Origin of the sequence: Zestomonas insulae (assembly GCF_016901015.1) — a bacterium.
Classification (GTDB): domain Bacteria; phylum Pseudomonadota; class Gammaproteobacteria; order Pseudomonadales; family Pseudomonadaceae; genus Aquipseudomonas; species Aquipseudomonas insulae.
The window spans coordinates 79,096-105,701 of sequence record NZ_JAFEUP010000002.1 but is presented as its reverse complement, the minus strand read 5'-3'; the positions used below and the strand labels follow the sequence as shown (position 1 = coordinate 105,701).

General features: G+C 63.0%; 21 protein-coding genes. 13 read left to right on the top strand and 8 right to left on the bottom strand.

Translation table 11 applies throughout. The annotated features are described in order from the left end of the window. Positions 1–19 precede the first annotated feature (19 nt). The 3 genes from JQX08_RS06275 (at position 20) to JQX08_RS06265 (ending at position 4,838) form a co-directional block, all read left to right on the top strand. Positions 20–1,393 (top strand): DUF1329 domain-containing protein, encoded by a 1,374-nt coding sequence (locus JQX08_RS06275; protein ID WP_204915430.1) that lies wholly within the window; start codon positions 20–22, stop codon positions 1,391–1,393. A 121-nt stretch (positions 1,394–1,514) separates the two neighbouring features. After that, positions 1,515–4,130: a LuxR C-terminal-related transcriptional regulator gene (locus JQX08_RS22345; RefSeq protein WP_283246511.1), complete on the top strand. Its 2,616-nt coding sequence runs from the start codon at positions 1,515–1,517 to the stop codon at positions 4,128–4,130. Between the two features lie 105 nt (positions 4,131–4,235). Then, on the top strand, positions 4,236–4,838 hold the full coding sequence (locus JQX08_RS06265) for a TetR/AcrR family transcriptional regulator (RefSeq protein WP_204915429.1): 603 nt from the start codon (positions 4,236–4,238) through the stop codon (positions 4,836–4,838). 46 nt (positions 4,839–4,884) lie between these two features. Here the strand turns inward: JQX08_RS06265 and JQX08_RS06260 are convergent, their stop codons facing one another. Beyond that, on the bottom strand, positions 4,885–5,727 hold the full coding sequence (locus JQX08_RS06260; protein WP_204915428.1) for an SDR family NAD(P)-dependent oxidoreductase: 843 nt from the start codon (positions 5,725–5,727) through the stop codon (positions 4,885–4,887). A gap of 230 nt (positions 5,728–5,957) precedes the next feature. Then, positions 5,958–6,740 (bottom strand): alpha/beta fold hydrolase, encoded by a 783-nt coding sequence (locus tag JQX08_RS06255; RefSeq protein ID WP_204915427.1) that lies wholly within the window; start codon positions 6,738–6,740, stop codon positions 5,958–5,960. 375 nt (positions 6,741–7,115) lie between these two features. On the opposite strand from JQX08_RS06255, the gene JQX08_RS06250 reads away from it, so the two are divergent. Further along, complete coding sequence (locus JQX08_RS06250; protein ID WP_204915426.1) at positions 7,116–8,120, top strand: acetoacetate decarboxylase (ADC); 1,005 nt, start codon at positions 7,116–7,118, stop codon at positions 8,118–8,120. A gap of 106 nt (positions 8,121–8,226) precedes the next feature. Here JQX08_RS06250 and yddG read toward each other — a convergent pair whose 3' ends face one another. Continuing rightward, positions 8,227–8,697, bottom strand: coding sequence for an aromatic amino acid DMT transporter YddG (yddG, locus tag JQX08_RS06245; protein ID WP_283246510.1), 471 nt, complete (start codon positions 8,695–8,697; stop codon positions 8,227–8,229). A gap of 198 nt (positions 8,698–8,895) precedes the next feature. Here yddG and JQX08_RS06240 point away from each other — a divergent pair, with 198 nt between their 5' ends. Beyond that, on the top strand, positions 8,896–10,356 hold the full coding sequence (locus JQX08_RS06240) for a flavin monoamine oxidase family protein (RefSeq protein WP_204915425.1): 1,461 nt from the start codon (positions 8,896–8,898) through the stop codon (positions 10,354–10,356). 43 nt (positions 10,357–10,399) lie between these two features. On the opposite strand, the gene qhpR is transcribed toward JQX08_RS06240, so the two are convergent. Further along, positions 10,400–11,407 (bottom strand): AraC-like transcriptional regulator QhpR, encoded by a 1,008-nt coding sequence (gene qhpR / locus JQX08_RS06235; protein WP_204915424.1) that lies wholly within the window; start codon positions 11,405–11,407, stop codon positions 10,400–10,402. A 350-nt stretch (positions 11,408–11,757) separates the two neighbouring features. Between qhpR and JQX08_RS06230 the strand changes: the two genes are divergently transcribed. From JQX08_RS06230 to JQX08_RS06220, 3 genes are all read left to right on the top strand, one after another. After that, positions 11,758–12,132: a c-type cytochrome gene (locus JQX08_RS06230; protein ID WP_204915423.1), complete on the top strand. Its 375-nt coding sequence runs from the start codon at positions 11,758–11,760 to the stop codon at positions 12,130–12,132. 80 nt (positions 12,133–12,212) lie between these two features. Beyond that, positions 12,213–14,006 (top strand): DUF1302 family protein, encoded by a 1,794-nt coding sequence (locus JQX08_RS06225; protein ID WP_204915422.1) that lies wholly within the window; start codon positions 12,213–12,215, stop codon positions 14,004–14,006. 14 nt (positions 14,007–14,020) lie between these two features. After that, positions 14,021–15,388 carry a DUF1329 domain-containing protein gene (locus JQX08_RS06220; RefSeq protein WP_204915421.1) on the top strand — a complete coding sequence of 456 codons (1,368 nt, stop codon included), beginning with the start codon at positions 14,021–14,023 and terminating at the stop codon, positions 15,386–15,388. A gap of 319 nt (positions 15,389–15,707) precedes the next feature. Here the strand turns inward: JQX08_RS06220 and JQX08_RS06215 are convergent, their stop codons facing one another. Together JQX08_RS06215 and JQX08_RS06210 are read right to left on the bottom strand one after the other, a co-directional pair. Further along, on the bottom strand, positions 15,708–17,090 hold the full coding sequence (locus tag JQX08_RS06215) for an MFS transporter (protein WP_204915420.1): 1,383 nt from the start codon (positions 17,088–17,090) through the stop codon (positions 15,708–15,710). Further along, positions 17,087–17,650, bottom strand: a complete 564-nt coding sequence (locus tag JQX08_RS06210; protein ID WP_204915419.1) for a hypothetical protein — start codon at positions 17,648–17,650, stop codon at positions 17,087–17,089. Before JQX08_RS06210 ends, JQX08_RS06215 begins: the two co-directional genes overlap by 4 nt. Positions 17,651–17,794: 144 nt before the next feature. Here JQX08_RS06210 and JQX08_RS06205 point away from each other — a divergent pair, with 144 nt between their 5' ends. Further along, a complete protein-coding gene (locus JQX08_RS06205; RefSeq protein ID WP_204915418.1) occupies positions 17,795–18,691 on the top strand; it encodes a LysR family transcriptional regulator in 897 nt (298 codons plus the stop codon). Positions 18,692–18,805: 114 nt separating this feature from the next. On the opposite strand, the gene JQX08_RS06200 is transcribed toward JQX08_RS06205, so the two are convergent. Continuing rightward, complete coding sequence (locus JQX08_RS06200) at positions 18,806–19,426, bottom strand: tyrosine-type recombinase/integrase (protein WP_204915417.1); 621 nt, start codon at positions 19,424–19,426, stop codon at positions 18,806–18,808. 256 nt (positions 19,427–19,682) lie between these two features. Here JQX08_RS06200 and JQX08_RS06195 point away from each other — a divergent pair, with 256 nt between their 5' ends. Next, the gene (locus tag JQX08_RS06195; RefSeq protein ID WP_204915416.1) at positions 19,683–21,110 is read left to right on the top strand and encodes a coniferyl aldehyde dehydrogenase; all 1,428 of its coding nucleotides are present in this window, start codon (positions 19,683–19,685) and stop codon (positions 21,108–21,110) included. Positions 21,111–21,132: 22 nt separating this feature from the next. On the opposite strand, the gene JQX08_RS06190 is transcribed toward JQX08_RS06195, so the two are convergent. Continuing rightward, a complete protein-coding gene (locus JQX08_RS06190; protein WP_204915415.1) occupies positions 21,133–22,164 on the bottom strand; it encodes an AraC family transcriptional regulator in 1,032 nt (343 codons plus the stop codon). Between the two features lie 168 nt (positions 22,165–22,332). On the opposite strand from JQX08_RS06190, the gene JQX08_RS06185 reads away from it, so the two are divergent. The 3 genes from JQX08_RS06185 to JQX08_RS06175 are packed head-to-tail and all read left to right on the top strand — an operon-like array spanning position 22,333 to position 26,579. Then, the gene (locus JQX08_RS06185; RefSeq protein WP_204915414.1) at positions 22,333–23,130 is read left to right on the top strand and encodes a class II aldolase/adducin family protein; all 798 of its coding nucleotides are present in this window, start codon (positions 22,333–22,335) and stop codon (positions 23,128–23,130) included. Between the two features lie 33 nt (positions 23,131–23,163). Further along, positions 23,164–24,888 carry a GMC family oxidoreductase gene (locus JQX08_RS06180; protein ID WP_204915413.1) on the top strand — a complete coding sequence of 575 codons (1,725 nt, stop codon included), beginning with the start codon at positions 23,164–23,166 and terminating at the stop codon, positions 24,886–24,888. Then, entirely contained in the window at positions 24,885–26,579 is a 1,695-nt protein-coding gene (locus JQX08_RS06175) for an AMP-binding protein (RefSeq protein WP_204915412.1), read from the top strand. The genes JQX08_RS06180 and JQX08_RS06175 overlap by 4 nt, the downstream gene beginning before the upstream one ends. Positions 26,580–26,606: the final 27 nt, after the last annotated feature.

Sequence of the window (26,606 nt, the reverse complement as noted above, 5' to 3'; positions counted from 1 at the left end):
GGTCAGGGAGAACAATAAGATGACTATTCATATGCGCATGCTGCAGTGCAGCGCCCTGGCGCTGAGCCTGCTGGCCAGCAACGTGATGGCGGCGGTCAGCGCCGACCAGGTGGCCAAACTCGGCACCAGCCTGACACCGCTGGGCGGCGAGAAGGCCGGCAACGCCGACGGCAGCATCCCGGCCTGGGACGGCGGACTGTCGCAGACCGCCGCACCGGTGGATGCCAAAGGTTTCCTCGGTGATCCCTATGCCGGCGAGCAGCCGCTGTTCACCATCACCGCGCAGAACCTCGAGCAGTACAAGTCCAAGCTGGCGGTCGGCCAGATCGCGATGTTCAAGCGCTATCCGGACACCTACAAGATGCCGGTGTACGTGACCCACCGTTCGGCCGCCTTGCCGGAGCGGGTCTACCAGGCCGCCAAGCTGAGCGCGCAGAAGACCACCCTGCTGGAAGGCGGCAACGGCCTGAAGGACTTCGCCGACAGCCGCTACTACGCCTTCCCGATTCCGCAGAACGGTCTGGAAGTGGTGTGGAACCACATCACCCGTTACCGCGGCGGCAGCGTGCGGCGCATCATCGTGCAGGCCGCGCCGCAGACCAACGGCGCCTACTCGCTGGTCAACTTCGAGGACGAAGCCTCGTCACCGGAAAGCATCACCGACCTGCCGGCGAACAAGGCGGAGAACGCGCTGATCTTCTTCAAGCAGCGGGTGACCGCCCCGGCGCGCCTGGCCGGCAACGTGCTGCTGGTCCATGACTCGCTCGACCAGGTCAAGGAACCGCGCATGGCGTGGATCTACAACGCCGGTCAGCGCCGCGTGCGCCGCGCCCCGCAGGTCGCCTACGACGGCCCGGGCACTGCCTCCGACGGCCTGCGCACCTCCGACAACTTCGACATGTACAACGGCGCGCCGGACCGCTACGACTGGAAGCTGATCGGCAAGAAGGAGCTGTACATCCCCTACAACAACTTCCGCCTCGGCCTGCCGTCGGTGAAGTACAGCGAGATCATCAAGCCGGGGCACACCAACCAGGAACTCGCGCGCTACGAGCTGCACCGCGTCTGGGAGGTGGAGGCCACGCTGAAGAGCGGCGAGCGCAACATCTACGCCAAGCGGCGCTTCTACGTCGACGAGGACAGCTGGCAGATCGCGATGTCCGAGCACTACGACGGCCGCGGCCAACTGTGGCGCATCGGCCAGGCCATGCTGACCCAGCACTACCAGGCGCAGGCGCCGGCGTACGCCTTCGAGGCGCTGTACGACATCATCAGCGGTCGCTACCTGGCGATCGGCATGAACAACGAGGAAAAGCACGCCTTCGAGTTCGGCTTCAAATCGTCGATGTCGTCCTACACCCCGGCAGCGCTGCGCAGCACCGGTGTGCGCTGAGCCGCTGATTGCCTGCTGAATGGCGGCGCGCGTCAGCGCGCCGTATGACTGAAGCGGCAGGCCCGCGCCGGGAGTCCCCCTTCCCCGCGCGGGCCTGGTCTTGATGCCTGCGAGGCTGCCCATGCACGACAATGTTCGCGTCCTGCCGACGAGTGCCCGACTCCGCGCAGTCGAGCGTCCGCTGCCAAATCTTCCCAACCACCATGTGCCGCGCCAGCGCCTGGCCGAGCGGCTGCTGGCCAACGACCGACGCTTGACCCTGATCTGCGCGCCGGCCGGGTTCGGCAAGAGCGTGCTGCTCAATGAATGCGCTCGCCAGGTGGGACTCGGCACGCGCACCCTCTGGATCGACCTGCAGGGCCAGCCGCTGGAGCCGGCGGACCTGCTGGCGCGCCTGGCGGCGGCACTGCGCCTGCCGCATGGTGACGGGGAGCCGGGCAGTGAACTGCGCCAGATGCTGTCGCGCTATCCGCAACCGCTGTGGATCTTCCTCGACGACTTTCCCAGCGCGGTGAATCCCGCGCTGGACGATTGCCTTGCCCGCCTGCTGGAGCACTCGCCGCACACGCTGCGCTGGTGGATCAGCAGCCGCCGCCGACCGGCGTGGAACCTGCCGCGCCTGCGGCTGCAGAACGATGTGCAATGGGTCAGCGCCGATGACCTGCTGCTCAACGAGCGCGAGCTGAGCCAGCTGCTCAAGCAGTTCAAGTTCCAGCTGCCAGCCGAGCTGCAAACGCAGCTGCTGCGCTGCAGCGAAGGCTGGTTTGCCGGGGTCTGCCTGCTGTTGCTCGACTCGTCGATCGAACAGCTTGCCGCGCGCCTGGCGACGCCCTCGAAGCTGCTGCTCGACTACTTCGAGCGCGAGGTGCTGGCCGAGCTGCCGACGCCGTGCCGCCAGGCGCTGTTCACCCTGGCGCACATGCCGCGCTTCTCCACCGACCTGAGCCATCACCTGCTGGAGGGCGAGGCCGACGCGCAGATCGTCGCGGAGCTCTGCGCACGCCAGCTGTGCATCCGCGTACCGGACGAGCATGACGAGGGCTTTCGACTCTGGCAGCTGCTGGCAACCACACTCAAGCGTTTGCCCAGCGACCGCACCGCCCACCATGTGCACACCCTCGCCTGCCAGTGGTTCGCCGCACGCGGCGATTTCCGCGCCGCCGTGGAACACGCGCTGCTGGCCGGCCAGCCCGAGGTGGCGGCCAGCTACCTGCAGCGCTACGGCCACGGCCAGCTGCTGATCGGCCAGAGCGTGGCGCAGTTTCTCCAGTGGCGTAACGAACTACCCGCCAGCCTGCTGGCCAGCACCCCGAAGCTGATCATCATGCAGGCCTGGGCGTTGATTCTCTGCATGCGCCTCGACGAGGTCGACGCCTGCCTGGCGGACCTCGTGCAACTGCTGCCGCAGCCATCTGCGCACAAGCAGCGCCAGCTGCTGGCCCACTATCAGGCGGTGCTCGGCGTGCTGCACCGCCTGCGCGGCCTGGCCAGTGCCCGGCCGCACTGCGAGGCGGCGTTGGAGCACCTGAGCGAGACGACCTGGTCGTCGCGGATTCTCTGCCATCAAGCCCTGGCCCAGCAGGCCACCGCCGAGCTGGACCTCGCCCGCGGCCAGCAACACAGCGGCGAAGGCCTGCGCCTGGCCCGCGCGCACGGCAGCGTGCTGTTCGAGACGCTGCTCAGCGTCGATATCGTTCACCAGCTGATCATGCAGGGCGAAGGCGCGCGCGCGACGGAGCTGCTCGAACAGTCCCTGCAACTGCTGCTGGCCAACGAGCTGCACGGGCCGATTCGCGCGCGCCTGCAGTTGCTGCGCGGCGTGCTGCGGGCCAACGCCGGCGAAGCCGACATCGCGCGAGCGGCGTTCGAGCAAGGCGTGAGCGAGGCGGAGAGCTGCGGTGACGCCTACCTGCTGTTCGGCTACCTCGGCCTGGCCGAGCTGAGCGTCGATGAAGGCAAGCTGGATGGCGCGCAACGCCTGCTCGACCTGGCCGAGCAGCGGATGCGCCAGCTGCATGTGCCGGAATCGCAGTATCGCGACGCCCTGCAGCTGGCCCAGGGCGAGCTGTGGCTGGCCGAAGGACAACTGGAGCGCGCCGCGGCCATCGTTCAGGCGGTCTGCCAGCGCCTCGGCAACCAGCACTATCTGGTGCCGCACGGCTTCTACGATCTGCCACTGCGCGCACGCCTCAGCCAGGCGCGCGTCGAACTGGCCCTCGGAAATCTCGAGCTCGCCGGCCAGCAGCTGCACAGCCTCAAGCATGACTGCCTGCACAGCGGGCACTACAGCCTGGCCACCCAGGTGCAGCTGCATCTGGCCGAGACCCTAGAGATGGCCGGCGAGCACCCGCGGGCCGATGAGTGTTTGCTGGTGGCCCTCACCCAGGCGCAACAGCAGCAGCTGATCAAGCCGCTGCTGGCCCTGCAGCTGCGTCAGGCGCCCTGGCTGGAGGAGCTGTTTCTCCGCCATCCGGAGTTCGCCGCGCTGCGCCACCAGCTGCTGCGAGTAAGCAAGCAGTACCAGGGGGCTTCGCTGGTGATCGGTCCGGAGCTGAGCAAGCGCGAGCTGACGGTCCTCGACCTGGTCGCCAAGGGCTACTCCAACCTGGAGATCGCCGAGGCGCTGTACATCTCGGTGCATACCGTGAAGAGCCATGCGCGGCGCATCAACACCAAGCTCGGCGTGCATCGCCGCACCCAGGCGGTGGCCTGGGCGAAATCCGAAGGGCTGATCTAGCGCGCGCCACTGCGCCAGTTCGCGCCGGCCGCGCGGTGCGGTAGGCTTGCCTGCAAAGCCAAGGTCAATACCTTAGTACCGGTCAATGATTCGCAAGGTTGAGAGATGAAGCGCCAGAGCACTCGAGAGCAGATCCTGATCACCTGTCGCAAGCTGTTCAACGCCAAGGGCATCGCCGCGGTGACCACCGCGGCGATCGCCGAGGACGTCGGCATCAACGAAGGCAACCTCTACTACTACTTCAAGAAGAAAGCCGACATCGTCAATGCGCTGTTCGAGCAGTTCGCCGAGAAGCAGCTGCAGGTCGCCGCCGACGGGCAGAAGCTGCAGCTGTGGTTCCAGCTGATGTGGGAGTGGCGCTTCTTCTACCGCGACAGCATGTTCATCTTCACCCTGGAGCCGGCCCTGCGCCTGCAGCTGCGCGAGCTGTCCAACAAGGTGCAGGGCTACGGGCGCAGCAAGCTGCAGGAGATGGTCAGACTTGGACAGCTCAGGGCCAGCGAGGAGGAGCTGGAAATCCTGTTGGAGAACTGCTGGATCATTTCCACCTACTGGATCGAGTACCTGCAGTCGCGCCACGGCATCACCCGTGTGACCAAGAAGCACCTGGAGTGGGGCTACAAGCAGATGGCCTCGCTGTTCCACCCCTACCTGGTGCGCCCCGCCGCTGCCGGCGACTCAGCCAACTACCTGGCGGCCGCCGACTAGGCTGTGCACGGCGGCGTGAGACGACAGACTCACGCCGCATGCGCATTCAATCGCCGAGCGATTTGACGCCTTCGACGTAATCCATGCGCAGACGCATGAGGTACTGCATCAAGCGCGGCGATAAACGCTGCGCCAGCCAGCCCAGCCCGACCTCGCTGCGCGGCGAGACGCAGAACATCTTGCCCTTGGCCACATCCTCGAGCACATCACGGGCGACCTGTTCCGGCGCGGTGCCCTTCTTGGCGTAGTGGCTGACTGCATGGGCCTGGCGCGTCTCGGCATCGCTGCCGCGCACCTTGGTGCGCTTGATGATGTCCGTATCGATGGTGCCCGGGCAGAGGATAGTCAGGCCCACGGAGGTCCCATGCAGCTCGCTGGCCAATGACTGGGAAAGCCCGACCACCGCATGTTTGGAGGCGCAGTACGCCGCCATGCGCGGCATGGGGATCAGCCCTGCGCCCGACGCGGTGTTGATGATGTGGGCCGGGGTGTTCTGCGCGAGCATGCGCGGCAGGAAGGCATGGATGCCATGGATCACCCCCATGACATTGACCTCCATCACCCACCGCCAATCCGCCAGCTCGGTGTCGATCACCAGCCCCGCGTGACCCACGCCAGCATTGTTGAACAGCAGGTCGACCCGCCCTTCGCGGGCGAACACTTCATCGGCGAACGCCGCCAGCGCAGCGGCGTCAGTGACGTCCAGCGCGTAGGCCGTGGCGCCGTCGAGTTCGCTGGCCACCTGCTGCGCTGCCGCCAGGTTCACGTCGGTGCAGTAGACCCGGCTGCCCTGCGCGCTGAGGCCACGGGCAATCGCCCGACCGATGCCCGAACCGGCACCAGTGACGACCGCAATCTTGTTCTTGTAGTAGTGATGCAGATTGGCCAAGGGGCACGCTCCTGAACGGTCCTGCGCACCTCGGCAGCAGGCGCCTGGCTGGCGTGCCTGCCTCGACAATGCATGAGTGAGCAATCAGTCGTCAGGATGCCGTTGCATCGCTGCCGTACGTTTCGAAAATAAGGCCTTTACCTTATCAAGTCCACGCACAGGCGGCGGCATTCACGATGGTTAGAGCGGATCATTACCCAGGCCAGCGGGCAGCGCTGTCGGCACTGCTTTCACGACGCCAGAAACGCGCTGATCGTCGCTAGCACGGTGTCCGGATACTCGCGGTGCGGCACGTGTCCGCAATCGGCCAGGACCTGCAGAGTCGCCGGGCCAGACGCCAGCGCGGTGATGCGTTCGGGATGCCGGCGCGAGCCGTACTCGTCGTGATCCCCGTGCAGGCTCAGCAGCGGGCAGCGCACCTGGGCCAACTGCTCATCCAGACTCCAGCCACGGAAGGCCTCGGCGAGCCAGCTGTCGACCCACGCGCGCAGCACCCACTGGGCTTTCTCGCCGTGGTACTTCTTCAGCCGCTCCAGTTGGCCCGGCTCGGCAAACTGAACATCCGCCGCGCGAATGCTCGCGCGCATCTCGCTATCGACGAAGGCCTGCGCAGATTCGGTGATCAACGCCTGGCACGCCTGGGGATGCGCCGCCGCGCAACCCACCGCCATGCCGCCGCCAACGCTGTGGCCCATCACCACGAACTGCTCCAGGCCGAGTTGCTGGCACAGCGCGCGAAAGCTGCCGCTGGCTTCGTCCTGGATGAACGTCAGCGGCAACGTGCCGGGATAGGCGGCCGAGCGGCCGAAACCCAACCGGTCATAGGCGATGACCCGCCGCCCACAGTGCTGCGCCAATTGCTCGGGGAAGTCGCGCCACAGCGCCACGCAGCCCAGCGAGTCGTGGAGCAGCACGATAGGCGCGCCGCGCTCCTCGAGCGGGGTCCAGCTCTGCGCGAACAGCTGCCCGTGCGCTGTGTCGATCCAAAATGTTTGGCTAGAGACCTGCGGCATAGTGCCCTCTCCTACTGCGAACTCACCCACCACCCTCAGCCCCCCCAACCGCGCGGCGCTGGTTCGAGGTGCTGAATACGGCCACCGGTTGTTCAGTCTGTCGTGCGGCATGTGCCGGTTGCCGCCGATTTTATTCTCGTGGTCGCGCAGGCGCAGGCCTAAAAGCGCGGACGGTTCTGAGTGACTGTTTGGGCCATGAATTCAGCCGGCTAACGCGGCGCCTACGACGGTTCCAAGAACTTGCATGTGGTGCTTGACCTTAAAGTTGAGTTGAACGTTAGGGTTTCCGCGCCCGCCTCCCAAACCTATGAGTGGGGAGTGCAAAACGTGGGTTCCAGGGCAAGGACCTCATTACGACGCGGAGAACAAACAGACATGAAATTCACAACGGTTGCGGCAGCTGGAATTCTTCTGAATGCCATCGCCAGCTCTTCATGGGCAGCGGATGTGCCGGCCCCTCAACAGGCTGCGACCGCAACGACGCTCATCGCCGGCCATAGCGTTCCCGTCCTTGCGGGCGGGCTGTACGACCGCTTCCACTCCAATCCGCCACTCTCCGTCATCGCCTCCGAAGCGCCCGATGTCGACCTGGGATGGTTCAAGCAGCTCAAGAAGACCAAGGTCGATATAGGGTTCGAATCCTATTCGCCAAACTTCTATTACAAGAACAGCAAGGTGACGGCGGTCTTCACCGCAGACCTGCAAACACTGAGGTCATTGATCCCCGCCGAGGTGCTGGAACAGGTTCAACCGCTTCAGGTCTGGCCCGGCAGAGGCTTGGTCGCATTGACCGCCTATGCCTATGAATACTGCGACAACGACAGCTACAACGAGATCTCGTTGTCCATCGTTACCAACAAGCCTGGGAACGCCAACCTGGGGCCGGTCTCGCTGATTGGCCAGTCGATGTCGAAGGACTTCTGGGGCTACGTGCTCAAGCTCCCAGTCAACACGGAGCTCGCCAGGGTTAGAGGCGTGGTCGGCTACAACTTGCCCAAGTGGCTAACCGGGATCAACGTCCGGGAGAACGACAAATCGATTGTCTTCGAGATCGTTGACAGCCAAACCGGGCAAGTCGACGTCACCCTTGAGACGGAAAAGCTGAACGAGCTTTCCACCGAAGCTGAACTGGTCACCAACAGCTTCACCAACATCGACCACACCGGCGAACTGACTTACGGCTATGCCGTTTCACGCCAGTTGAGCCATGCCTCCAGTACCGACGAAGACTCGGTGAAACTGGGACTGCGCGATGGCAGCCTGTCCACGTACATCAAGGCCTTGGCGCTGGGCGAAATGATCAAATACGAATACGTACCGAATTTCCAAAGCGCGCTGTATGCCCCTGCGCCACTGCAATCGATGCTGGATAGCGAGTGACTTTCGATGCGGAAAAGGGGACGCGAGTCCCCGGTTCCCGCCTGCTAAGCAGTCAAAGGGTGCCCCCCTGCTGGTCAACAACGCGCGGCCGCTCTTTCATCCACCCCTAAGTCTGGCTGCGGCAGGCCAGCTTTGGCGGTTGGGCGCGGGTGGCGAACCAACAGAGGATCGAGCCGAGGCAAACCATGGCCGCCCCTTGCCAGAACGACAGCGAAAGCGGCGTGCTCAGCGACAGGGCCGCCAGTGCTGCGGAGAGGACCGGTATGAAGTACGCCGCGCCGGCGAGGATGGTGACGTTGCCGAGCAGGATGCCGACGTTCCACGCCGCGTAGCCAAAGCCCATCGCGGAGGCAGCCAGCGCCAGGTAAATCAGCGCGTGGAGACTGAAATCCATCGAGCCTCCACCGCCGACCAGGTACTTGGCCCACAGCGTCAACGCGGTGAGCATGAAGAACAGCGTGATGCCGTTCTTGCCGATGGCGATGCGGGTGGTCACCGTGCAGTACGTGGCCCAGATTACGGCGCCGGTGAAGGCGAGGCCGTAACTGAGCAGGTTGTCCTGGACGTTCGCAGGCATGCCGTCACGCAGTTGCAGATTGCCGCTAGGCGCCGCTATCGGCACAAGCGTGCATCCACAGCGATAGTGCGGCTCCTCTCCTCATCTGGCGCCCAGTGGTTAATCATTGGCACCGCCTGTCGACTCCCTCCCCGTCCGTTCTGGCATGTTTTCGTGCAACTGCCACATGGCAATCACGACAACGAGGGAAGGTGCGGCATGGCAACAAACGAACGTGACGGCGTAAGTCGCCGTAAATTCATCCGCAATGCGGGCGTGGTCGGCGCGGCAGGTGCGGCGGTAGCCGCTGGAGCGGTGTCGCTCGGCACGGCGGTGGCTGGTGAGAAGCGCGGCGCCAAGAACGTCGATTGCGACTACGACGTGGTGGTCATCGGGGGTGGCTTCGCCGGCGTGACCGCGGCGCGCGACAGCATGAAGAACGGCTATAAGACGCTGGTCCTCGAAGCGCGCAACCGTCTCGGCGGGCGCACCTTCAGCAGCGAGTTCGCCGGCCACAAGGTCGAGCTGGGCGGCACCTGGATTCACTGGACCCAGCCCTTCGTGTGGGCCGAAGTGCAGCGCTACGGGCTGAAGCTGAAAGAGACCCCCGAGCCGTTCGTGGAAGAGCAGCAGACCGTGCGCATCATCCACGAAGGCAAGGCGGTCGAGCCCAAGCTCGAGGAGCTGATCGGCATCTCCAAGGCGATCAAAGAGTACTTCGCCCACGCGCCCAAGCTGTGGGAGCGCCCCTACGACGCCAAGCACTCCTGGAAGGAGCTGCTCGCTGTCGATGCCATGAGTGGCGCCGATCGCTTCGCACAATTGAAGCTCACCCCACTGGAGCGCAGCTTCGTCGATGCCTACGTGTCCGGTATCGCGCATACCACCAGCGACCGTGCCTCCTACGCCGACGTGGCGCGCTGGTGGTCGCTTCCGGGCTGGAACATGACCGCATTCGTCGATGCGATAGGCCGCTACAGCTTCAAGGACGGCACCATCAGCCTGATTAACGCGATGGTCGACGACGGCAAGCCGGAGGTACGTCTATCCACGCCGGTGACCAAGGTTGAGGAGCAGGGCAAACGGGTGCTGATTACCACCCAGGGCGGCGAAACCATCAAGGCTGCCGCGGTGATCGTGGCGGTGCCGATGAACGTGCTGCCGCGCATCGCCTTCACTCCGGCGCTTGACCCCAAGCTGGTCGAGGCGGCCAAGGAAAAACACAGCGGCAGCGGCATCAAGGTGTTCATCCGTACCAAGGGCAAGCTGCCGGGCGACGGCAAGCGCATCGGCGTGGGCGGCTCCGAGCATCCACTGAACATCCTGGCGACCTACGCCAAGGCCGAGGACCACACCATCTTCGTCGGCTTCGGCGCCGACCCGGACAAGCTCGATATCCAGGACCGTGATGCCGTGCAGGCGGTGGTGAGTTCCTTCTACCCGGATCTCGAGGTCGAGGAGTGCTACGGCTATGAGTGGACCCTTGATCCGTACGCCAAGGGTACCTACTGCAGCTACAAGCCGAACTGGCTGGGCAAGTACTACGACCACTTCCAGAAGGACCGCGGCCGCGTGATCTTCGGCCAGGGTGACCATGGCGAAGGCTGGCGCGGCTTCATCGACGGTGCCATCGGCGCCGGTGGCCAGGCGGCAATGCGCACCCACAAGCTGCTGGGCTGATTGCTCCCTTGCCGGCGGCGCGCTGCGGCGCCCGCCGGTTTTTTTACGACTTCTGCTGGCGGAAAACGCTTGGTGTCATGCCGGTCCAGCGGCGGAACGCCCGGCTGAAAGCGCTGGCTCCGGTGTAGCCCAGTTGCTGGGCAATTTCGGTCAGGCCATTCGACGGCTGACGAACCAGTTCGATGGCCAGTGCCTGGCGTATCTCTGCGACCAATTCGACAAACTCCACTTCCAGCTCGTGCAATCGCCGCTGCAGAGTGCGCTTGCTCATGCACAGGTGCCGGGCGACCTGTTCGATGCCGATATTGCCGTCGCTCAGATTGGCTTCGATGACCAGGCCGATGCGGGTGGTCAGTTCGGTATCAGCCAGGCGCTGGCGGCGCTCCGCTTCAAGCCCTGGTAACAGCGCTCGGTGCAGGCGGGGATCGGCCGTCGTCAGGGGGGCGTCGAGTATCTTCCGGGGCCAGGCGATGACGTTGGTTGGCTGACCGAATCGCAGCGGACACGCGAACACCTCGCGGTGCAGGCTGATGTCCGCCGGCTGCGGATGGGCGAAGTCCACCCGCAGCGGGGCGAAACATTCGCCCGTGAGCTCGCGCAGCATGGCGTAGAGCGTGCCGACCGCGAACTCGGCGTCCTGGCGACGCTGACTGACGCTGGGGTCGGTGACCTGGTAGCTGATTTCCAGGCGGCCAGCATGCAGGCGCCAGTTCACCTCGCTGCCCTGGGCGTGTACCACGATGTAGCGGCTGGCGCAGTCGAGCATGGCGCGTACGTCGGGGGCGCTGCGCACCGCGTTGCCGACACCGCCCAGGAGGCTGTTGCTGACGCGCGCGCCGAGCAGGCCGAGCCCCATGCGCAGCCCCAGGTTGGGGTCGCTGCCTTGCGCAGCCGCTTCCAGTAAGCCGTTGTACTGGCGCAGGGGGATGGCCACATCCGGGCATTCAAGCACCGACTCGTCCAGGCCGACTTTCGCGAGGTAGGGACGGAAGAGGTCGCCGTGCCACTGCAGCAGCGCTTCGGCGTAGACGGTGTGCTTCAGACGGGACATGACGAGAGAGCTCCTGATCCGAGCGACTTGGTTGGCTGCTTAGCGATCCGGCATCGGCGCAGATCGGCGAGGTACGCGCATGGACCGTAACAAAGCAGGGTGCAGCGAGCCCCTCCCCTTTTGTCTGCGCAACGGTTGGGGCTGACGGGTCCAGGACGAAGCTGGCGGAGGTCTCGATCGGGGGTGATGCCCGCTCTCCCCCTGGGTTCACCCTCGCGTGTATCGCCGATAGGCGTCATTCGAAATTCGATTGGCGCTCAATGGATAATCTCTGGCGCAGACCAGCGTTCAGCGAATCTTGCGCAATGTCACCTTAGGTTCACCGCAATTACCTGCTGGAGAACCTCCACATGCCTTTCCTGACTCGCTCGCTGGCCGGCCTCTCGCTGCTGCTTCTGAGCCACGCCCTGCATGCCGCCGACTGCGACGCCAGCGCCGGCGAGAAAATCTTCCAGACCAAGTGCAGCGCCTGCCACGCCCTCGATAGCGAGCGCGTCGGTCCGCACCTCGCCGGCGTGGTCGGCCGGCCGATCGGTGCAGTGCCGGGCTTCGCCTATTCCGCCGATCTGGCCGCGGCCAGCAGTAGCAACTGGAGCCTCGAGCAACTCGATCGCTGGCTGACCGCCCCCGCAAAAATGTTCCCCGAGACGGCCATGGCCTTTGGTGGCCTGCGCAATCCCGGTGAGCGTCAGGCCGTGCTCTGTTTCCTCACACAGCACGGCTGATGCCAGGCCTGCGCTGCAGGCTCCAAGCCAGGCGGGACGCTCCCCGCCGATACGTGAAGCCACAATAAGGAAAACAATCTGTGCGTATCACTCCTCTCAAGCGCTGCCTGTTGGCAGCAGCCGTTGCGGCGGCGACAGCCCCGGTGGGCGCCGCCACCTTCGACCTCGGCGAACTCCACGGCCAGTTCGACTCGGCCCTCTCGATCGGTGCCAGCTGGGCCACCGCCGACGCCGAATCCAAGCTGATCGGCCTGGAAAACGGCGGCACCGGTTTTTCCACCTCCGGCGATGACGGCCGCTTGAACTTCAAGAAGGGCGAAACCTTCTCGAAGATCTTCAAGGGCCTGCATGACCTCGAGCTGAGCTACGGCGACACCCGTGCCTTCGTGCGCGGCAAGTACTGGTACGACTTCGAGCTCAAGGACGAGCACCGCCAGTTCAAGGAAATCAGCGACGAGGGTCGCGTGATGTCCTCGCGCTCCTCCGGCGCCGAGCTGCTCGATGCGTTCGTTGCCCAGCGCTACGAGCTGGCCGGCCACCCCGGCGAAGCGCGCCTGGGCAAGCAGGTGGTGAGTTGGGGCGAGAGCTTCTTCATCGGCAACTCGATCAACGCGATCAACCCGCTGGACGTCGCGGCGCTGATGCGCCCGGGCTCCGAGCTCAAGGAGGGGCTGATCCCGGTCAACATGTTCTATTTCTCGCAGAGCCTGACCGACAAGCTCAGCATGGAAGCCTTCTACCAGCTGCAATGGGAGCCCTACGCGTTGCCCAACTGCGGCACCTTCTTCGGCGTCGACCCGGTGGCCAAGGGCTGTACGCAAAACCTCAACGGCGGCCTCAACGACATCGCCGCGCTGGAGCCGATCGCCGCCAACGCCGGGCTGGGCTTCGACTTCCTCGATACGCGCATCAGCAACGAAGGCATCATTCTGCCGCGCGAGCCGGATAACGAAGCGCGCGACAGTGGCCAGTTCGGCCTGGCCCTGCGCTGGCTCGGCGAGAGCACCGAGTACGGCGCCTATTTCATCAATTACCACTCGCGCAAACCCAAATTCTCCTTGCGCACCGCCAGCGGCGTGGCCGACTTCGTGCAGAACGACCCGGCCTTCCTTGCCCTACCTGCGGACCAGCAGTTCGCCCTGGCGCTGGGCACCGCCGCCGGCAACACCCACTACTTTGTCGACTACCCCGAAGACATCCACCTGTACGGGGTGAGCTTCGCCACTGAGCTGCCCACCGGCACGGCGTGGAGCGGCGAGATCAGCTACCGGCCCAACGAGCCGTTGTCGATCAACACCGCCGACCTCTCCGGTGGTGCGCTCAACCCGGTGTTCGAGGCACTTACCGGCAGCACCTTCGAGCCGACCGTGCCGGCCGGGGAAAATCAGGTGATCCAGGGCTGGAAGCGCAAGGAAGTCACCCAGGCGCAGACCACCTTCCTGCATGTGTTCGACCCGCTGCTCGGCGCCACCTCGATGACCTTCGTGGCGGAAATCGGCGTCACCCACCTCGGCGGTCTGGAGGGGCTGAGCGAGCAGCGCTATGGCCGCGATTCGGTATTCGGCGACCTCAGCCAGGCTGGGCCGCACGGCTACTTCACCCAGACCTCCTGGGGTTACCGCACCTTTGCGGCGCTGAAGTACACCGACGTGTTCGCCGGCATCAACCTCACCCCGAACGTGGCCTGGTCGCATGACGTCGACGGCTACGGGCCGACCTTCAACGAGGGTGCCAAGGCCGTGAGCCTCGGTCTCGACGCCGACTACCGCAACACCTACACCGCCAGCCTCAGTTACACCGACTACTTCGGCGGCGACTTCAACACAGACGTTGACCGCGACAACCTGTCGCTCAGCTTCGGCATGAACTTCTGATGGAGCCTAAACGCATGAAAGCAGCATTGATCAAGGGCACCGCCCTGGCCCTGTCGCTGGTCGCCAGCGGCGCAATGGCCGCAGTGTCGCCCCAGGAAGCCGAGCAGCTCGGCACCACGCTCACGCCGATTGGCGCGCAGAAGGACGGTAACGCCGACGGCAGCATTCCGGCCTGGACCGGCGGGCTGCCGAAGAACGCCGGCGCGGTAGACGCCAAGGGTTTCCTGGCCGATCCGTTCGCCGGTGAGAAACCGCTGTTCGTCATCACTGCAGCCACTGCCGCGCAGTACAAGGACAAGCTGAGCACCGGCCAGCTGGCGATGTTCAAGCGCTACCCGGACAGCTACCGCATCCCGGTCTACCCGACCCATCGCACGGCGAGCATTCCGCCGGAGATCATGCAGCGGGTGAAGAACAGCGCGCTGCACACCCAGGCGATCAACGACGGCAACGGGCTGGCGAACTTCAGCGACAGCAATTTCTACGCCTTCCCGATTCCCAAGAGCGGTGTCGAGGTGCTGTGGAACCACGTCACCCGCTACCTGGGCGGCAGCTACAAGCGTGCCTTCATCCAGGCCACCCCGCAGGTGAGTGGCGCCTTCACGCCGGTGCGCTTCGAGGAGGAAATCATGTTCCCGCCGCAGGTTCCCGACCTGCCGGCCGATGAGAAGGACAACCTGCTGTACTACTACAAGCAGCGGGTCACCGCGCCGTCGCGCCTGGCCGGGACCGTGGCGCTGGTCCACGAGACCATCGACCAGGTCAAGGAGCCGCGTCGCGCCTGGGTCTACAACGCCGGTCAGCGCCGCGTGCGTCGGGCTCCGCAGCTGGCGTACGACGGTCCGGGTACCGCCTCCGACGGCCTGCGCACGGCGGACAACCTCGACCTGTTCAACGGTGCGCCGGATCGCTACGACTGGAAGCTGATCGGCAAGAAGGAGCTGTACATCCCGTACAACAGCTACCGCATGGAAGATCCGACGCTGAAGTACGCGGACATCATCACCGCCGGCCATCTCAACCCCGAGCACGCCCGCTACGAGCTGCACCGCGTCTGGGAAATCGAGGCGAACCTCAAACCCGGCCAGCGTCACGTCTACGCCACGCGCCACATGTACGTCGACGAGGACACCTGGCAGATCGCCGAGGTCGACCACTACGACCAGAAGGGCCAGCTGTGGCGCGTCGCCGAAGGTCATGCGCTGTACCGCTACGACCAGCAGGCCAGCTTCCACGCCGCGGAAACCCTGTACGACCTGACCTCCGGGCGCTACATGGTCGTCGGCCTACGCAACGAGGAGCCGCGCAACACCCAGTACGGTCTGACCGGCAAGAGCGTCGACTACACCCCGGCGGCCCTGCGCAGCGACGGTCTGCGCTAATCGTTGCAGCAACAGGTGGCCGCGAGGAACACCTCTGCGGTCACCTGCGTGCCTGACAGGACCTACGGCTGGCGGTACAGCAGGATTGGCTTGGTCTCGACGAGGTTGACCAGGCCAATCATCCCGGCCGAGCGCTAAGGCGGTTCATGCGCTAAGCGGCGCGGCTCCTCAGCTGGGGCCGCACCGGTATCTGCGCAAACCGGACGGATACGCACGCCCGCTGCTGGCCGTTAGCTGCCTCTCGCGAAGGCCAGCTATCGGCCAGAAGCTGCCAGTCATATTCGTCAAGAACGTCAGCTGCGATTCAAATTCAAGATTTTTAGCTGTATGTCTCTCTGCTTTGCAGAGTGCTTATCAGGGCAGCGAACAAGTTCAATAAAGCTCCCGCGCCAAGGGCAAGCTGAGGCGCAGAGTCGACTGGGAAAAGGTTAAATAGCAGCGTCATGATGACTGCGCCAGCAGTTTGCCCGAGCAAGCGAGCGGTACCCTGCATTCCCCCAGCCGTACCACTTCGGCTTATCGGAGCCGAGAGGAACATGTTGCGGTTATTGGCCACGTTAAATAGGCCGAAGCCGAGACCGCAGAGCATGGTCAGTGGCACAAGCATCATGAGGTTTTCCTGCAGTGGCAAAAGCGCAGCCCCCGTTAATCCTGTTGAAAGACAAATGCCACCTACTGAACAAAACCAGGCAGTCGACCATCGGTTTGAAAGACGGCCAGCCAGTGGAGCTATTAGCGCGACGGTTAAAGGCCAGGGGATCATGTAGAGGCCTATCATCAGCACCTCATGTCCAAGGCTGTGGTGAAGGTAGAAGGGCAGCGCTACGAGGCCTGCGGTCTGCCCAGCAAAGCAGAGCACCGAGGCAGTAACTGAAATACGGAATGAGTTAGACCTGAGCAGATCAAGCGGAATCAGTGGCGCTTCCTTCTGCCTTTCCCGCTTAACCAATTGCGTCAGTTGGATGGCAGAGATGGACAGCAACGCTACAGCCAGTGCTGGATACTCAGTGATGACTCCAGCGGCTATGACCAGCGATGCAAAGGTCCCGGCATTCAATGCAATGCTCAACAAATCAGCTTTACGCGCGGTGCCGTCCACAGCAGGTAGAGCGCGAGCCGCTAGCATCACCCAGAGCCCGAAGGGGAGCAGCACAGCAAACAGCCATGGCCAGTCTGCCACGCTGAGAATCGCTGCCCCCATTGCGGGGCCTGCTGCAGATGACAGGGCTACCGCAAGTGCATTCCAGCCGATAGCGGCGCCCAGTTTCTGGCTTGGCACTACTTGGCGAAGTAGTGCAATGGCGAGCGCCATGACTGCCGCACCTCCAAGCCCCTGCAGCAACCGCGCTGCGATAAGCCAAGACAGCGTCGGCGCCAGTGCGCACATCAGAGTCGCGAACATAAAGAGTGCCACTCCCCACCGGAATACCCGACGGTAGCCAAGGCTTTCACCCAGCGCTGCGCAGGGCAGCAAAGCCATCAGGAGCGCCGCCTGGTTAGCCGTGATGATCCAGATGGACAGCGCAGGTGTCACTTGCAGCGACTGGGCGATCGTTGGCAACGCCATGTTGGCCATCGCCGTGTTGAGCACCACCAGCACCATGGCGGCCAGCACTGAGCTGACGGCTGCCAGGTGCCTCGGTTTTGCGCTGACTGATCGCGCGTCAACAGCATGCTCCTCGGTAGCAGGGCCGAGCCTCATGATTTCAACAGTTCGGGAGCGCACTGATTAGCCGGAACCCAATCACTATCCTGCTCGATGTACCGTGTCAGCTTGCGGGCCTCTTTGTCCTCCTTCTTCAAATCCCGCTCGGTGAAGCGAAAGAGCAAAGCCGGCCCGCAAATGCAGTGCGTATCGTGAATATCACCCGGTAGATAGACCTGCGTTTGACCGGCGCTCACCCGCGTGGAACCGCGTTTTACCAGTTTCACCTGGCCATCCGGGGCCTGCACCTTGGCATAGGTGCCCATCTCTATTTCACCGTGCTGCACCGCGTAAATGACCCAGCCACGACCGTGATCATGAGGCGGCCGGTAGAGCCCTTCAGGCTCGGTGTGTGCCAGCAGTACAAATCCGTTTACCGGATCTCGATACATCTCCTGTTGAGCCAATGCCTGCTGGCGTAGGTCAGCCAACCATGGCTCGGTGACAGGCGTCTTCAATAGTTCATCCAGCTGCTGCTGGCAGCCTGCGACCACTTCAGAACTGAGCGGGCCCCAGATTGATTGGACACCCTCAACAAATCTGCTCAACGAGTTCATACATCATCTCCTCATCCACTTCGGTACGAATGTGCCGATGGAGGGAACTGTATGAAGCGTACAGGCATGGCGGAAGACGCACGGTTTGCACTTTATTGTTGCGTCTGACGCCATGTGTTAGATGGCTTGGGCTAACATCAGACTATGTCGACTACGGACCTTAATCTCCTCATCACCCTCGATGCAGTGCTCACTGAGGGCAGCGTCACGCTTGCGGCCAAACGCCTGCGGCTCAGCCCCTCGGCAATGAGCCGGGCACTTGCGCGGCTTAGAGAAACCACTGGTGATCCGCTTTTGGTTAGGGCGGGGCGTGGACTCGTCCCAACTCCCAGGGCGATCGAACTTCGTGATCGCGTCGGGCAGCTTGTTCGGGATGCGCAGGAAGTTTTGCGCCCAACCGAGCTTCTTGATCTGGAAAAACTCGACCGGACATTCGCGATCAGGACCAGTGAGGGTTTTGCTGAGAACTTTGGCCCGGCACTTATCGCGCGTATTGGGGAAATGGCCCCTGGAGTACGGCTGTTCTTTATGCAGAAGCCGGACAAAGACAGTAAGCCATTACGTGATGGAATCGTTGATCTCGAAACCGGTGTGATAGATCTGGCCTCTGCTCCCGAGCTGAGGGGCCAGTCTCTGTTCAGGGACAATTACGTTGGTGTTGTACGAGCCAAGCATCCACTAAGTCGCGGCACAATCACGCCGGAAAAGTATGCGGCGAGCATGCATATCTCCGTGTCGCGAGAAGGGATAGAAAAAGGCCCCATCGATGACGCGCTGCTGCCACTTGGATTGGAGCGAAAGATAGTCACGATCGTCGGTGGCTTTTCAACCGCGCTGGGGCTGGCCCGGGGATCGGACCTGATCGCCAGTGTTCCCGAGCGCCATACCGCTAGCTTGCGCGAGGGCATGCATAGTTTCCCGCTTCCTTTCCGTACTGCGGAGTTCAGCGTTTCATTGCTTTGGCATCCAAGATTCAGCGCTGATCCTGCTCATCGATGGCTTCGAAATCTGATCCTGGAGGTTTGCGGAAGGAGTGAGTAGGCGCGCTTACAGTGTGCCTACACCTCTAGTGAATTCGCTCGGCTTAGTACGACTCAGTCCGCTCCTGGCCGGTTAGCGACGACCTGGCTGTGGCCGTCGCTATGAATTGCATGGTCAAACCTCTGTCTGCTCCGCCATTTCCAAGGCGTCATCTACCTCGATCCCGAGATATCGAACGGTGCTCTCCAGCTTCGTATGGCCGAGCAGCAGTTGAACCGCCCTTAGGTTCTTTGTCCTGCGGTAAATCAGAGATGCTTTGGTGCGCCTCATTGTGTGAGTGCCATACATAGCCGGATCAAGGCCAATGGCTCGCACCCACGCTTTGACGATACGAGCGTATTGCCGAGTGGAGAGATGGTCGGAGGTATGTAGCCGACTTGGGAAAAGGCAGTCCTCGCTGCGTAGGTGTGCTTGGTGAATCCAGGTTTCCAAAGCAGCTCGGGTTTGCTCCGTGATTTCAAACTGCACTGGCCGCTGCGTTTTCTGCTGCATCACGATGGCGCGCGATGAAACGTGCTCACCATGAGCAACGTCGCGCACGCGGAGCTTGGTTAAATCGCAGGCTCTCAGCTTGCTATCGATGGCTAGATCGAAGAGTGCTAGATCCCGGGTGCTCTCGGCAATTTGGAGCCTTACCCGGATCGCCCAGATATCTCTCAGACGGAGTGGGGCCTTCTGCCCGACTAACTTCCCTTTGTTCCAGGGCTGATGGCTGTAGGTAGCAATGGTGTTCATGGATTTGTCCTCCGGGTACAGGAGGACAAGAATGGTTAGCTAGGGCTAGGGGCGCTAACCGGCCAGTAGCAGCCCCTGAAAGCAATGCAGGGATTGCGCAAGATCATTCGCCAATAGTCAAGTTTTGGCTCGCCAATGGCCAGGTTTACAACTGGCTTTTTGTATAGGTTTAGCGATGGAGCTTGCACCACAGACAGCACCTCCATCAGCCATGCCGAAAGGCGGCAGACCTGCAAACAACCTGAGTGAGACGCGAATGAACGCCCTTGTCGATATCCCTGCTGAGTTCCTGCAATGCCTGGAAGACCAGCGCGCCCATTTCGAGGCCAATCGCTATCCGGACGCGGCCCAGCGGGTGAGTGATCTCAAGGCGTTGGTGCGTTTGGTGGCAGACAACCGTGAAGCGCTGATTGAAGCAGTCAACAAGGACTACGGCTGCCGCTCGCGCTTTGAAACCACCTTTGCCGAAATTGCAGTCACCCTCGATGGTCTGCAAGCCACCATCAAGCAGGTGAAGAAGTGGATGAAGCCGCAAAAACGTCACGTCGACCCGATGCAGCTGCCCCTGGCCCGCGCCCGCCTGATTCCTCAGCCGATCGGCGTGGTTGGGGTCGTGGTGCCGTGGAACTTCCCGATTGCCATGGTCTTTCACCCGCTGACCTGCATTTTTGCTGCAGGAAACAGCGCGATGATCAAGATGTCGGAAAACTCCAATCATCTGGCGATGCTGCTGAAGGACCTGGCCCCACGTTATTTCCCGGCAGGCAAACTTGCCTTCTTCGAGGATGGTGGCGGCCGTGGCCCGGCCTTTACCTCGCTGCGTTTCGACCATATTTTCTTTACCGGTTCGCCGGCCACCGGTAAGGCGGTGATGGCCAGCGCTGCGCGCAATCTGACGCCGGTGACGCTGGAACTGGGCGGCAAGTCGCCCGCCGTGGTGGCGCCAGACTTCCCGATAGAGAAGGCCGCACAGCGCATCCTCTGGGCCAAGACCTTCAATGCCGGGCAAATCTGCACCAACGTCGACTACCTGTTCCTGCCCGAGCGCGAGGTCGGGGCCTTCGCCAAGGCGGCCAAGGCGTTCTGCGCCAAGCATTACCCGAACATCAACAATGGCGATTACACCGCAGTGATCGACCAGCGCTCCTATGACCGCCTGAGCGCGGCATTGGACGATGCCAAGGCCAAGGGTGCCACCTTGGTCAATCTGATCGAGGGGCAAAACCCTGATGCTGGCAAGCGGATCATGGCACCGACCCTGGTGCTGAATCCGACTGACGATATGGAGCTGATGCAGCGCGAGATCTTTGGCCCGATCCTGCCGATCAAGACTTACCGCACCCGCGAGGAAGTGGCCAGCTACATCAATGACCGCCCACGCCCACTGGCCTTCTATGCCTATACCAACGAGCGCAGCCTGGCGGACTGGTACATCTACAACACTCTGTCTGGCGGCGTGACCATCAACGACAGTCTGTTGCATGTCAGCGTGCACAGCTTGCCGTTTGGTGGCATCGGTAATAGTGGCATGGGCCATTACCACGGCTACGAAGGCTTCCTGACCTTCTCCAAGCTGCGCCCGGTGCTGTACCAGGGCCCGATCCGCGCGATCAACATGATGCTGCCGCCCTACGGCGCGAAAGTTGAAAAAATGCTCAACCTGATGATCCGCATGAAGAGCTGACGGCGACCGCCTCTTTGCATCATCAAAGGGGCAAGTCATCGGCTTGGGGCTCTGCACCATCTGCCTGTTTTCGCCATTGGCGTGGCGAGATGCCAGTCCATTGTCTAAAGGCGCGACTGAAGGCGGTGAGGTCGGCGAAGCCCAGGTTAAGCGCCAGGGTGGTCAAGTCGATGGAGCTGCTGCTGAGGTGGTGCTTGGCCAAGCGCAGGCGTGCCGACTTCAGCGTGGCCGCAAAACTGCTGTGCTGGGCCTGCAGGCGCTGCTGCAGACTGCGTGGATGCATCTCCACCAGCTTTGCCACCATGCTCAGATTGCACTCTCCGGTTGGCAGCAACGCGTCGATGGCGCTTTCCACTTGGCGGTCCAGGCTGATCGGCACCGTACGTTGCCAGCCCGTACGCCACTGCTGCGTCAGGTGATTGCGCCAGCGCTGATCAAGCGTAACCGGCTGGCTCAGCAGTGCGGCGGGATAGCTCAAGAAATTGCTCGACTGCTCATAGCGCAGCGGGCCGCGCAAGGCCTGCTGGTACGTGTTGCTGTGCGCTGGCTGTTGGATTTGCAGCCCGACCTCGAGAGGCGGTAAGTCGCCATCGTGGAGCTGCGCGATGCCACGAATGAACACGGCCAAGGTCAAGGCTTCGAGCTGAGCGCAATCCACCTCGGTGGCAAACAAGAACCCCAGGTGAATATCGAATCTCGAGGCGGAAGTGTCGACGTCGACGATCAGCCCGCGCGCATGGAAGTCCATGTTCTTCTGCAGCAACTGCAGCGCATCGCCCACCTGCGCCTGGATGCACAGATACGAGCCGAGCGCACCGAGCACATCCAGGCCCTGGCGGCTACCCAAGCGCACGCCGAAGTCCGGCGCCTTGCAACGCAACGCAGCGATGCGCAGCAAGTCAGCCATCGCCACATAAGGGATATACAGGTTGGGAGAGCGCATCACCGCCTGGCTCAAGCCCGCTTCACGCAGTAGCCGCTCCGGTTCCTGGCCAAGTTCACGCACCAGTTCGGAGAACCCGGTCAGCGAGCCACTGCGGACGAAATAGTTCATCGATCAATCACTCTTCAGCGCTCCGGTGCACAGCAAAAACTCGCTAATGGTCAAATTTACATTCGTTATTAGTCAAGTTTTTTGCTCCTCACTTGGCTATTTTTTGTAGCCCTGCACTTGCCTCAGGTGCGTTCGCCGGAGTCCATGACAATGACAACAAAACTTCCTATGGCATTGGTCGAATCCGTGTTCGGCCCGCGCCCCGATGGCGTATCCATTCCAGAGCCGCCCAGCTTCGACTCGATCGAGGACGAACGCCGTTACCGCAAAGAGCAACTCGCCGCCGGCTTCCGCCTGTTCGGCCGCTTCGGTTTTTCCGAGGGTGTCGCTGGGCACATCACCGTACGTGATCCGGAGCGCCCTGATGAATGGTTCTGGGTTAACCCGTTCGGCATGAGCTTCAGCCGTATCCGCGCCTCGGACTTGGTCATGGTCGACCACGCCGGCACAGTGATCCAGGGCAAACATGCGGTCAATCGCGCCGCCCTGGTGATCCATTCCCATGTACACGCCGCGCGTCCCGACGCCATTGCCGCCGCGCATGCGCACTCGTTGTACGGCAAGGCGTTCTCCAGCCTGGGCATCAAGCTCGCCCCCATTACCCAGGATGCCTGTGCCTTCTACGAGGACCACGGTCTGTACGACGACTTCGGCGGCGTAGCGACCGAAGACGACGAGGGCGAGCGCATAGGCCGGGCACTGGGGCAACACAAGGCCGTCATCCTGCAGAACCATGGGCATCTGACCGTGGGCCGAAGCGTCGCCGAAGCGATCTGGTGGTTCATCACCCTCGAGCGTTCCTGCCAGGCACAGTTGCTGGCCATGGCCGCTGGCACACCAAAGTTGATCCCTCACGAGACGGCCTTGCGTGTGCGTGCGCAGGTCGGTTCGCCTTATGCCGGCTGGTTCCAGGCGCGGCCACTGTGGGATCAGATCATCCACAGCGATCCTGACCTGTTCAATTGAACTGCCCCACAACAATAAGAAGGAAACAACGTCATGAATAACGATGCTTGGGACTACATCATTGTCGGTGGCGGGTCTGCCGGCTCGGTTCTGGCGAACCGTTTGAGTGAGCAGGCAAGCAATCGCGTGCTGCTGCTGGAAGCTGGCCCGAGCGGCCGCTGGAACCCCTTGGTGGCGATCCCGGCCGGCACCGTAGCGCTGATGAAGGACCGTAACTACAACTGGTTGTTCGAAACCGAACCGCAGCCAGAGCTGGGCAACCGCCGCCTGTTTCAACCGCGCGGGCGCTGCCTGGGTGGCTCCAGCAGTATCAACATGGCGGTCAATACCCGCGGCCAGCCGTGGGACTACGACGAGTGGGCGCGCCTGGGCAACCCCGGTTGGGGCTTTGCCGATGTGTTGCCGTTTTTCAAAAAGTCGGAAAACTTCGAGCCCGCCAGCAAGCCGGCTGACGCGCCGTTCCACGGCAAGGGCGGACCGCTGAATGTGGCGGAGCGGCGCTGGACCAGCATTTACGGCCATGCCTTTCTTGAAGCCTGCACCCAAGCCGGCTTGCCGCTGAGCAGCGACCCTAACGGCGCCGACCAGGAAGGCGCCTGCCTGCAGCGCACTTACCAGAAAGACGGCCGCCGCTGCAGCAACGCACGGGCCTACCTGGACCCGGCCCGCGACCGGGAAAACCTGCACATCATGACCGGCGCACACGCCACGCGCGTGCTGCTGGAGGATAAGCGTGCGGTAGGCGTGGAGTACCGACTCAACGGTACCCTGCGCCAGGCGCGGGCCAGCCGTGAAGTTATCCTCTGCGGCGGCGCTTTCCAGTCACCGCAGTTGCTGCTGCTCTCGGGTATCGGCCCGCGTGCCGAGCTGGAACAGCACGGCATCAAGGTTAACCATGAGCTCGAGGGCGTTGGGCAGAACCTGCAGGATCACCTCGCCGTGGTGGTCAACATGCGCACCCACTCCCGCGAAGGTATTTCCTTGCATCCCTCGTCACTGCTCCAGGCGGTCAAGGCTCTGGTGCAGTTTGTCTTCCGCCGCCGTGGCATGCTCACCAGCAACGTGATCGAGGCCGGGGCGTTCGTGCGCGCACTCCCGGAGGACAGCCTGCCCAACATGCAACTGCATTGTGCGCCGATCCTTTACCGCGACCACGGCCGCGACATGAAGCTGTCGACATCCGGTTACGGCTACTCGCTGGCGATCAACGATGGTCGCCCGCTCTCCCGCGGCCGGGTAGCCCTGCGCAGCAGCGACCCATTCGCGCCGCCCTTGATCGACCCCAACTACCTGAGCAACCCGCGCGACCTGCAGCGGATGGTTTTGGGCATCAAGCTGATCCGCAAGATCATCGCCCAGCCGTCGCTCGCGCCACATAACAAGGTCGAGGTGCATCCGGGGCCGTCGGTGCAGACCGATGAGCAGCTGGAAGCCTGGGTGCGGCAGAACGTCGAGACCGCCTACCACCCGGTGGGCAGCTGCAAGATGGGCCTGGCCAGCGATGCGCTGGCCGTGGTGGATGCGCGCCTGCGCGTGCATGGGATCGAGGGCTTGCGGGTGATCGACGCGTCGATCATGCCGACTCTGGTCAATGGCAATACCAACCAGCCGGTGACCATGATCGGCGAGAAAGGTGCCTGCATGATCCTTGAAGATGCTGCCGCCCTGCAGCCTGTGCTGTGCGACCAGAACGCCCCTCAGCCTGACGGGCGAGCAGAAGCCACAACAGCCCAACCGGTAGAGGCGGTAGTGATATGAGTGACCTCGATACCTGGCTGCCGCTCGACGGCCTCTATCGCTGGGAGCGCGAACTTCCCGATGCGGTGTACTTGACCCAACCATGCAGCGACAAGGTTACCGACTACACGTGGGCCGAGGTCGGCGAGCAGGTCCGGCGCATGGCCGCGCATCTGCGCTCGCTGGAGCTCTTGCCCGGCAGCCGCGTCGCGCTGATGTCAAAGAACTGCGCGCACTGGATCATGGCCGACCTGGCCATCTGGATGGCCGGTCACGTCAGCGTGCCCATCTACCCATCGCTCAACGGCGAGACGGTGCGCTACATCCTCGAGCACAGTGAAGCGCAGGTGCTGTTTCTCGGGCGCCTGGAAGAGGCTCTGGAAATGGCCTCGGGTATTGCGCACGAGCTGCCACTGGTTACCCTGCCGGGCGTATCCGCGCCGGACGGACACCCAGCCACCCAGGCCTGGGAGCACCTGATCGCCGCCACGCCGCCACTGCCGGGCAGCCCCCAGCGCCAGGCTGACGAGCTGGCAACGCTGGTCTACACCTCCGGCAGTACGGGCATGCCCAAGGGCGTGATGCTGTCCTTCGCTGCCGTCGGCACTGCGGGGCGCCACATTTTCAGCACCGTCGCCACCCTCGGCCCGCAGGATCGCATGCTGTCCTACCTGCCGCTGGCGCATGCCTTCGAGCGGGCGGTGGTCATGGCCAGCTCGCTGTGCCATGGCTTGCGGTTGTATTTCAATGAATCGCTGGCCACGTTTGCGACCGATATCAAACGTGCGCGTCCGACCCTGTTCCAGTCCGTGCCGCGACTGTGGATCAAGTTCCAACTCGGTGTGCTGCAGAAGCTGCCGCAGGAACAGTTGGATGCCCTGTTGGCCGAGCCAAGTACGGCCGTAGCGGTACGCAAACAGGTGCTCAGCCAGTTGGGGTTGGATGAAGTGCGCGTGGCCCTGACCGGCTCGGCACCGCTGCCGCCGAGCGTGCTGCAGTGGTATCACGACCTCGGGCTGGAAATGCTTGAAGGCTACGGGATGTCCGAGGACTTTGCCTATTCGCACATCTCGCAACCGGGGTGTCTGCGCGTCGGCTCAGTCGGCCATCCGCAGCTCGGCGTGACCCGCCGTATCGCGGAGAACGGCGAGATCCAGATCAAAAGCCCGACAAGCATGCAGGGCTACTACAAGGAGCCGGAGAAAACTGCCGATGCCATGACCGCCGACGGCTGGTTCAGAACCGGTGACATGGGCGAAATCGACGCAAGCGGGCGCCTGCGCATCACTGGCCGGCTCAAGGAGCTGTTCAAGACCGGCAAAGGCAAATACGTCGCACCGGTGCCGATCGAGAACAAGCTGGCCAACCATCCTCAGGTGGAGGTCGTGTGCGTGACCGGCAGCGGCCAGCCGCAACCGGTGGGCATCGTCATGCTGAGCGCCGCAGCCCTGAAACTGATGGATCAGCAGGCCGCGCGCCGCGATCTGGAAGGCGAGCTTGTGGCACTTCTGGACAGCGTCAACGCGACGCTCGACCCGCACGAGCGCCTGGATTTCCTGGTGGTTGTCGACGGGCAGTGGACCATCGCCAATGGCTTCCTGACGCCCACCATGAAGATCAAGCGGCACATCATCGAGAAGCGCTACGACCCGCAAATCGACAGCTGGGCACAACAGCGCCAGCGCGTCGTCTGGGAACGCAGCGGCACTTGAGCCCCAGCTTCAACCTCAACCAGAAAA

What these genes read in the sequence shown, in the direction of transcription:
- JQX08_RS06275 (WP_204915430.1), top strand. Translation starts at nt 20, where the DNA reads ATGACTATTCATATGCGCATGCTGCAGTGCAGCGCCCTGGCGCTGAGC.
- JQX08_RS22345 (WP_283246511.1), top strand. Translation starts at nt 1,515, where the DNA reads ATGCACGACAATGTTCGCGTCCTGCCGACGAGTGCCCGACTCCGCGCA.
- JQX08_RS06265 (WP_204915429.1), top strand. Translation starts at nt 4,236, where the DNA reads ATGAAGCGCCAGAGCACTCGAGAGCAGATCCTGATCACCTGTCGCAAG.
- JQX08_RS06255 (WP_204915427.1), bottom strand. Translation starts at nt 6,740, where the DNA reads ATGCCGCAGGTCTCTAGCCAAACATTTTGGATCGACACAGCGCACGGG.
- JQX08_RS06250 (WP_204915426.1), top strand. Translation starts at nt 7,116, where the DNA reads ATGAAATTCACAACGGTTGCGGCAGCTGGAATTCTTCTGAATGCCATC.
- yddG (WP_283246510.1), bottom strand. Translation starts at nt 8,697, where the DNA reads ATGCCTGCGAACGTCCAGGACAACCTGCTCAGTTACGGCCTCGCCTTC.
- JQX08_RS06240 (WP_204915425.1), top strand. Translation starts at nt 8,896, where the DNA reads ATGGCAACAAACGAACGTGACGGCGTAAGTCGCCGTAAATTCATCCGC.
- qhpR (WP_204915424.1), bottom strand. Translation starts at nt 11,407, where the DNA reads ATGTCCCGTCTGAAGCACACCGTCTACGCCGAAGCGCTGCTGCAGTGG.
- JQX08_RS06230 (WP_204915423.1), top strand. Translation starts at nt 11,758, where the DNA reads ATGCCTTTCCTGACTCGCTCGCTGGCCGGCCTCTCGCTGCTGCTTCTG.
- JQX08_RS06220 (WP_204915421.1), top strand. Translation starts at nt 14,021, where the DNA reads ATGAAAGCAGCATTGATCAAGGGCACCGCCCTGGCCCTGTCGCTGGTC.
- JQX08_RS06215 (WP_204915420.1), bottom strand. Translation starts at nt 17,090, where the DNA reads ATGAGGCTCGGCCCTGCTACCGAGGAGCATGCTGTTGACGCGCGATCA.
- JQX08_RS06210 (WP_204915419.1), bottom strand. Translation starts at nt 17,650, where the DNA reads ATGAACTCGTTGAGCAGATTTGTTGAGGGTGTCCAATCAATCTGGGGC.
- JQX08_RS06205 (WP_204915418.1), top strand. Translation starts at nt 17,795, where the DNA reads ATGTCGACTACGGACCTTAATCTCCTCATCACCCTCGATGCAGTGCTC.
- JQX08_RS06200 (WP_204915417.1), bottom strand. Translation starts at nt 19,426, where the DNA reads ATGAACACCATTGCTACCTACAGCCATCAGCCCTGGAACAAAGGGAAG.
- JQX08_RS06195 (WP_204915416.1), top strand. Translation starts at nt 19,683, where the DNA reads ATGAACGCCCTTGTCGATATCCCTGCTGAGTTCCTGCAATGCCTGGAA.
- JQX08_RS06190 (WP_204915415.1), bottom strand. Translation starts at nt 22,164, where the DNA reads ATGAACTATTTCGTCCGCAGTGGCTCGCTGACCGGGTTCTCCGAACTG.
- JQX08_RS06185 (WP_204915414.1), top strand. Translation starts at nt 22,333, where the DNA reads ATGGCATTGGTCGAATCCGTGTTCGGCCCGCGCCCCGATGGCGTATCC.
- JQX08_RS06180 (WP_204915413.1), top strand. Translation starts at nt 23,164, where the DNA reads ATGAATAACGATGCTTGGGACTACATCATTGTCGGTGGCGGGTCTGCC.
- JQX08_RS06175 (WP_204915412.1), top strand. Translation starts at nt 24,885, where the DNA reads ATGAGTGACCTCGATACCTGGCTGCCGCTCGACGGCCTCTATCGCTGG.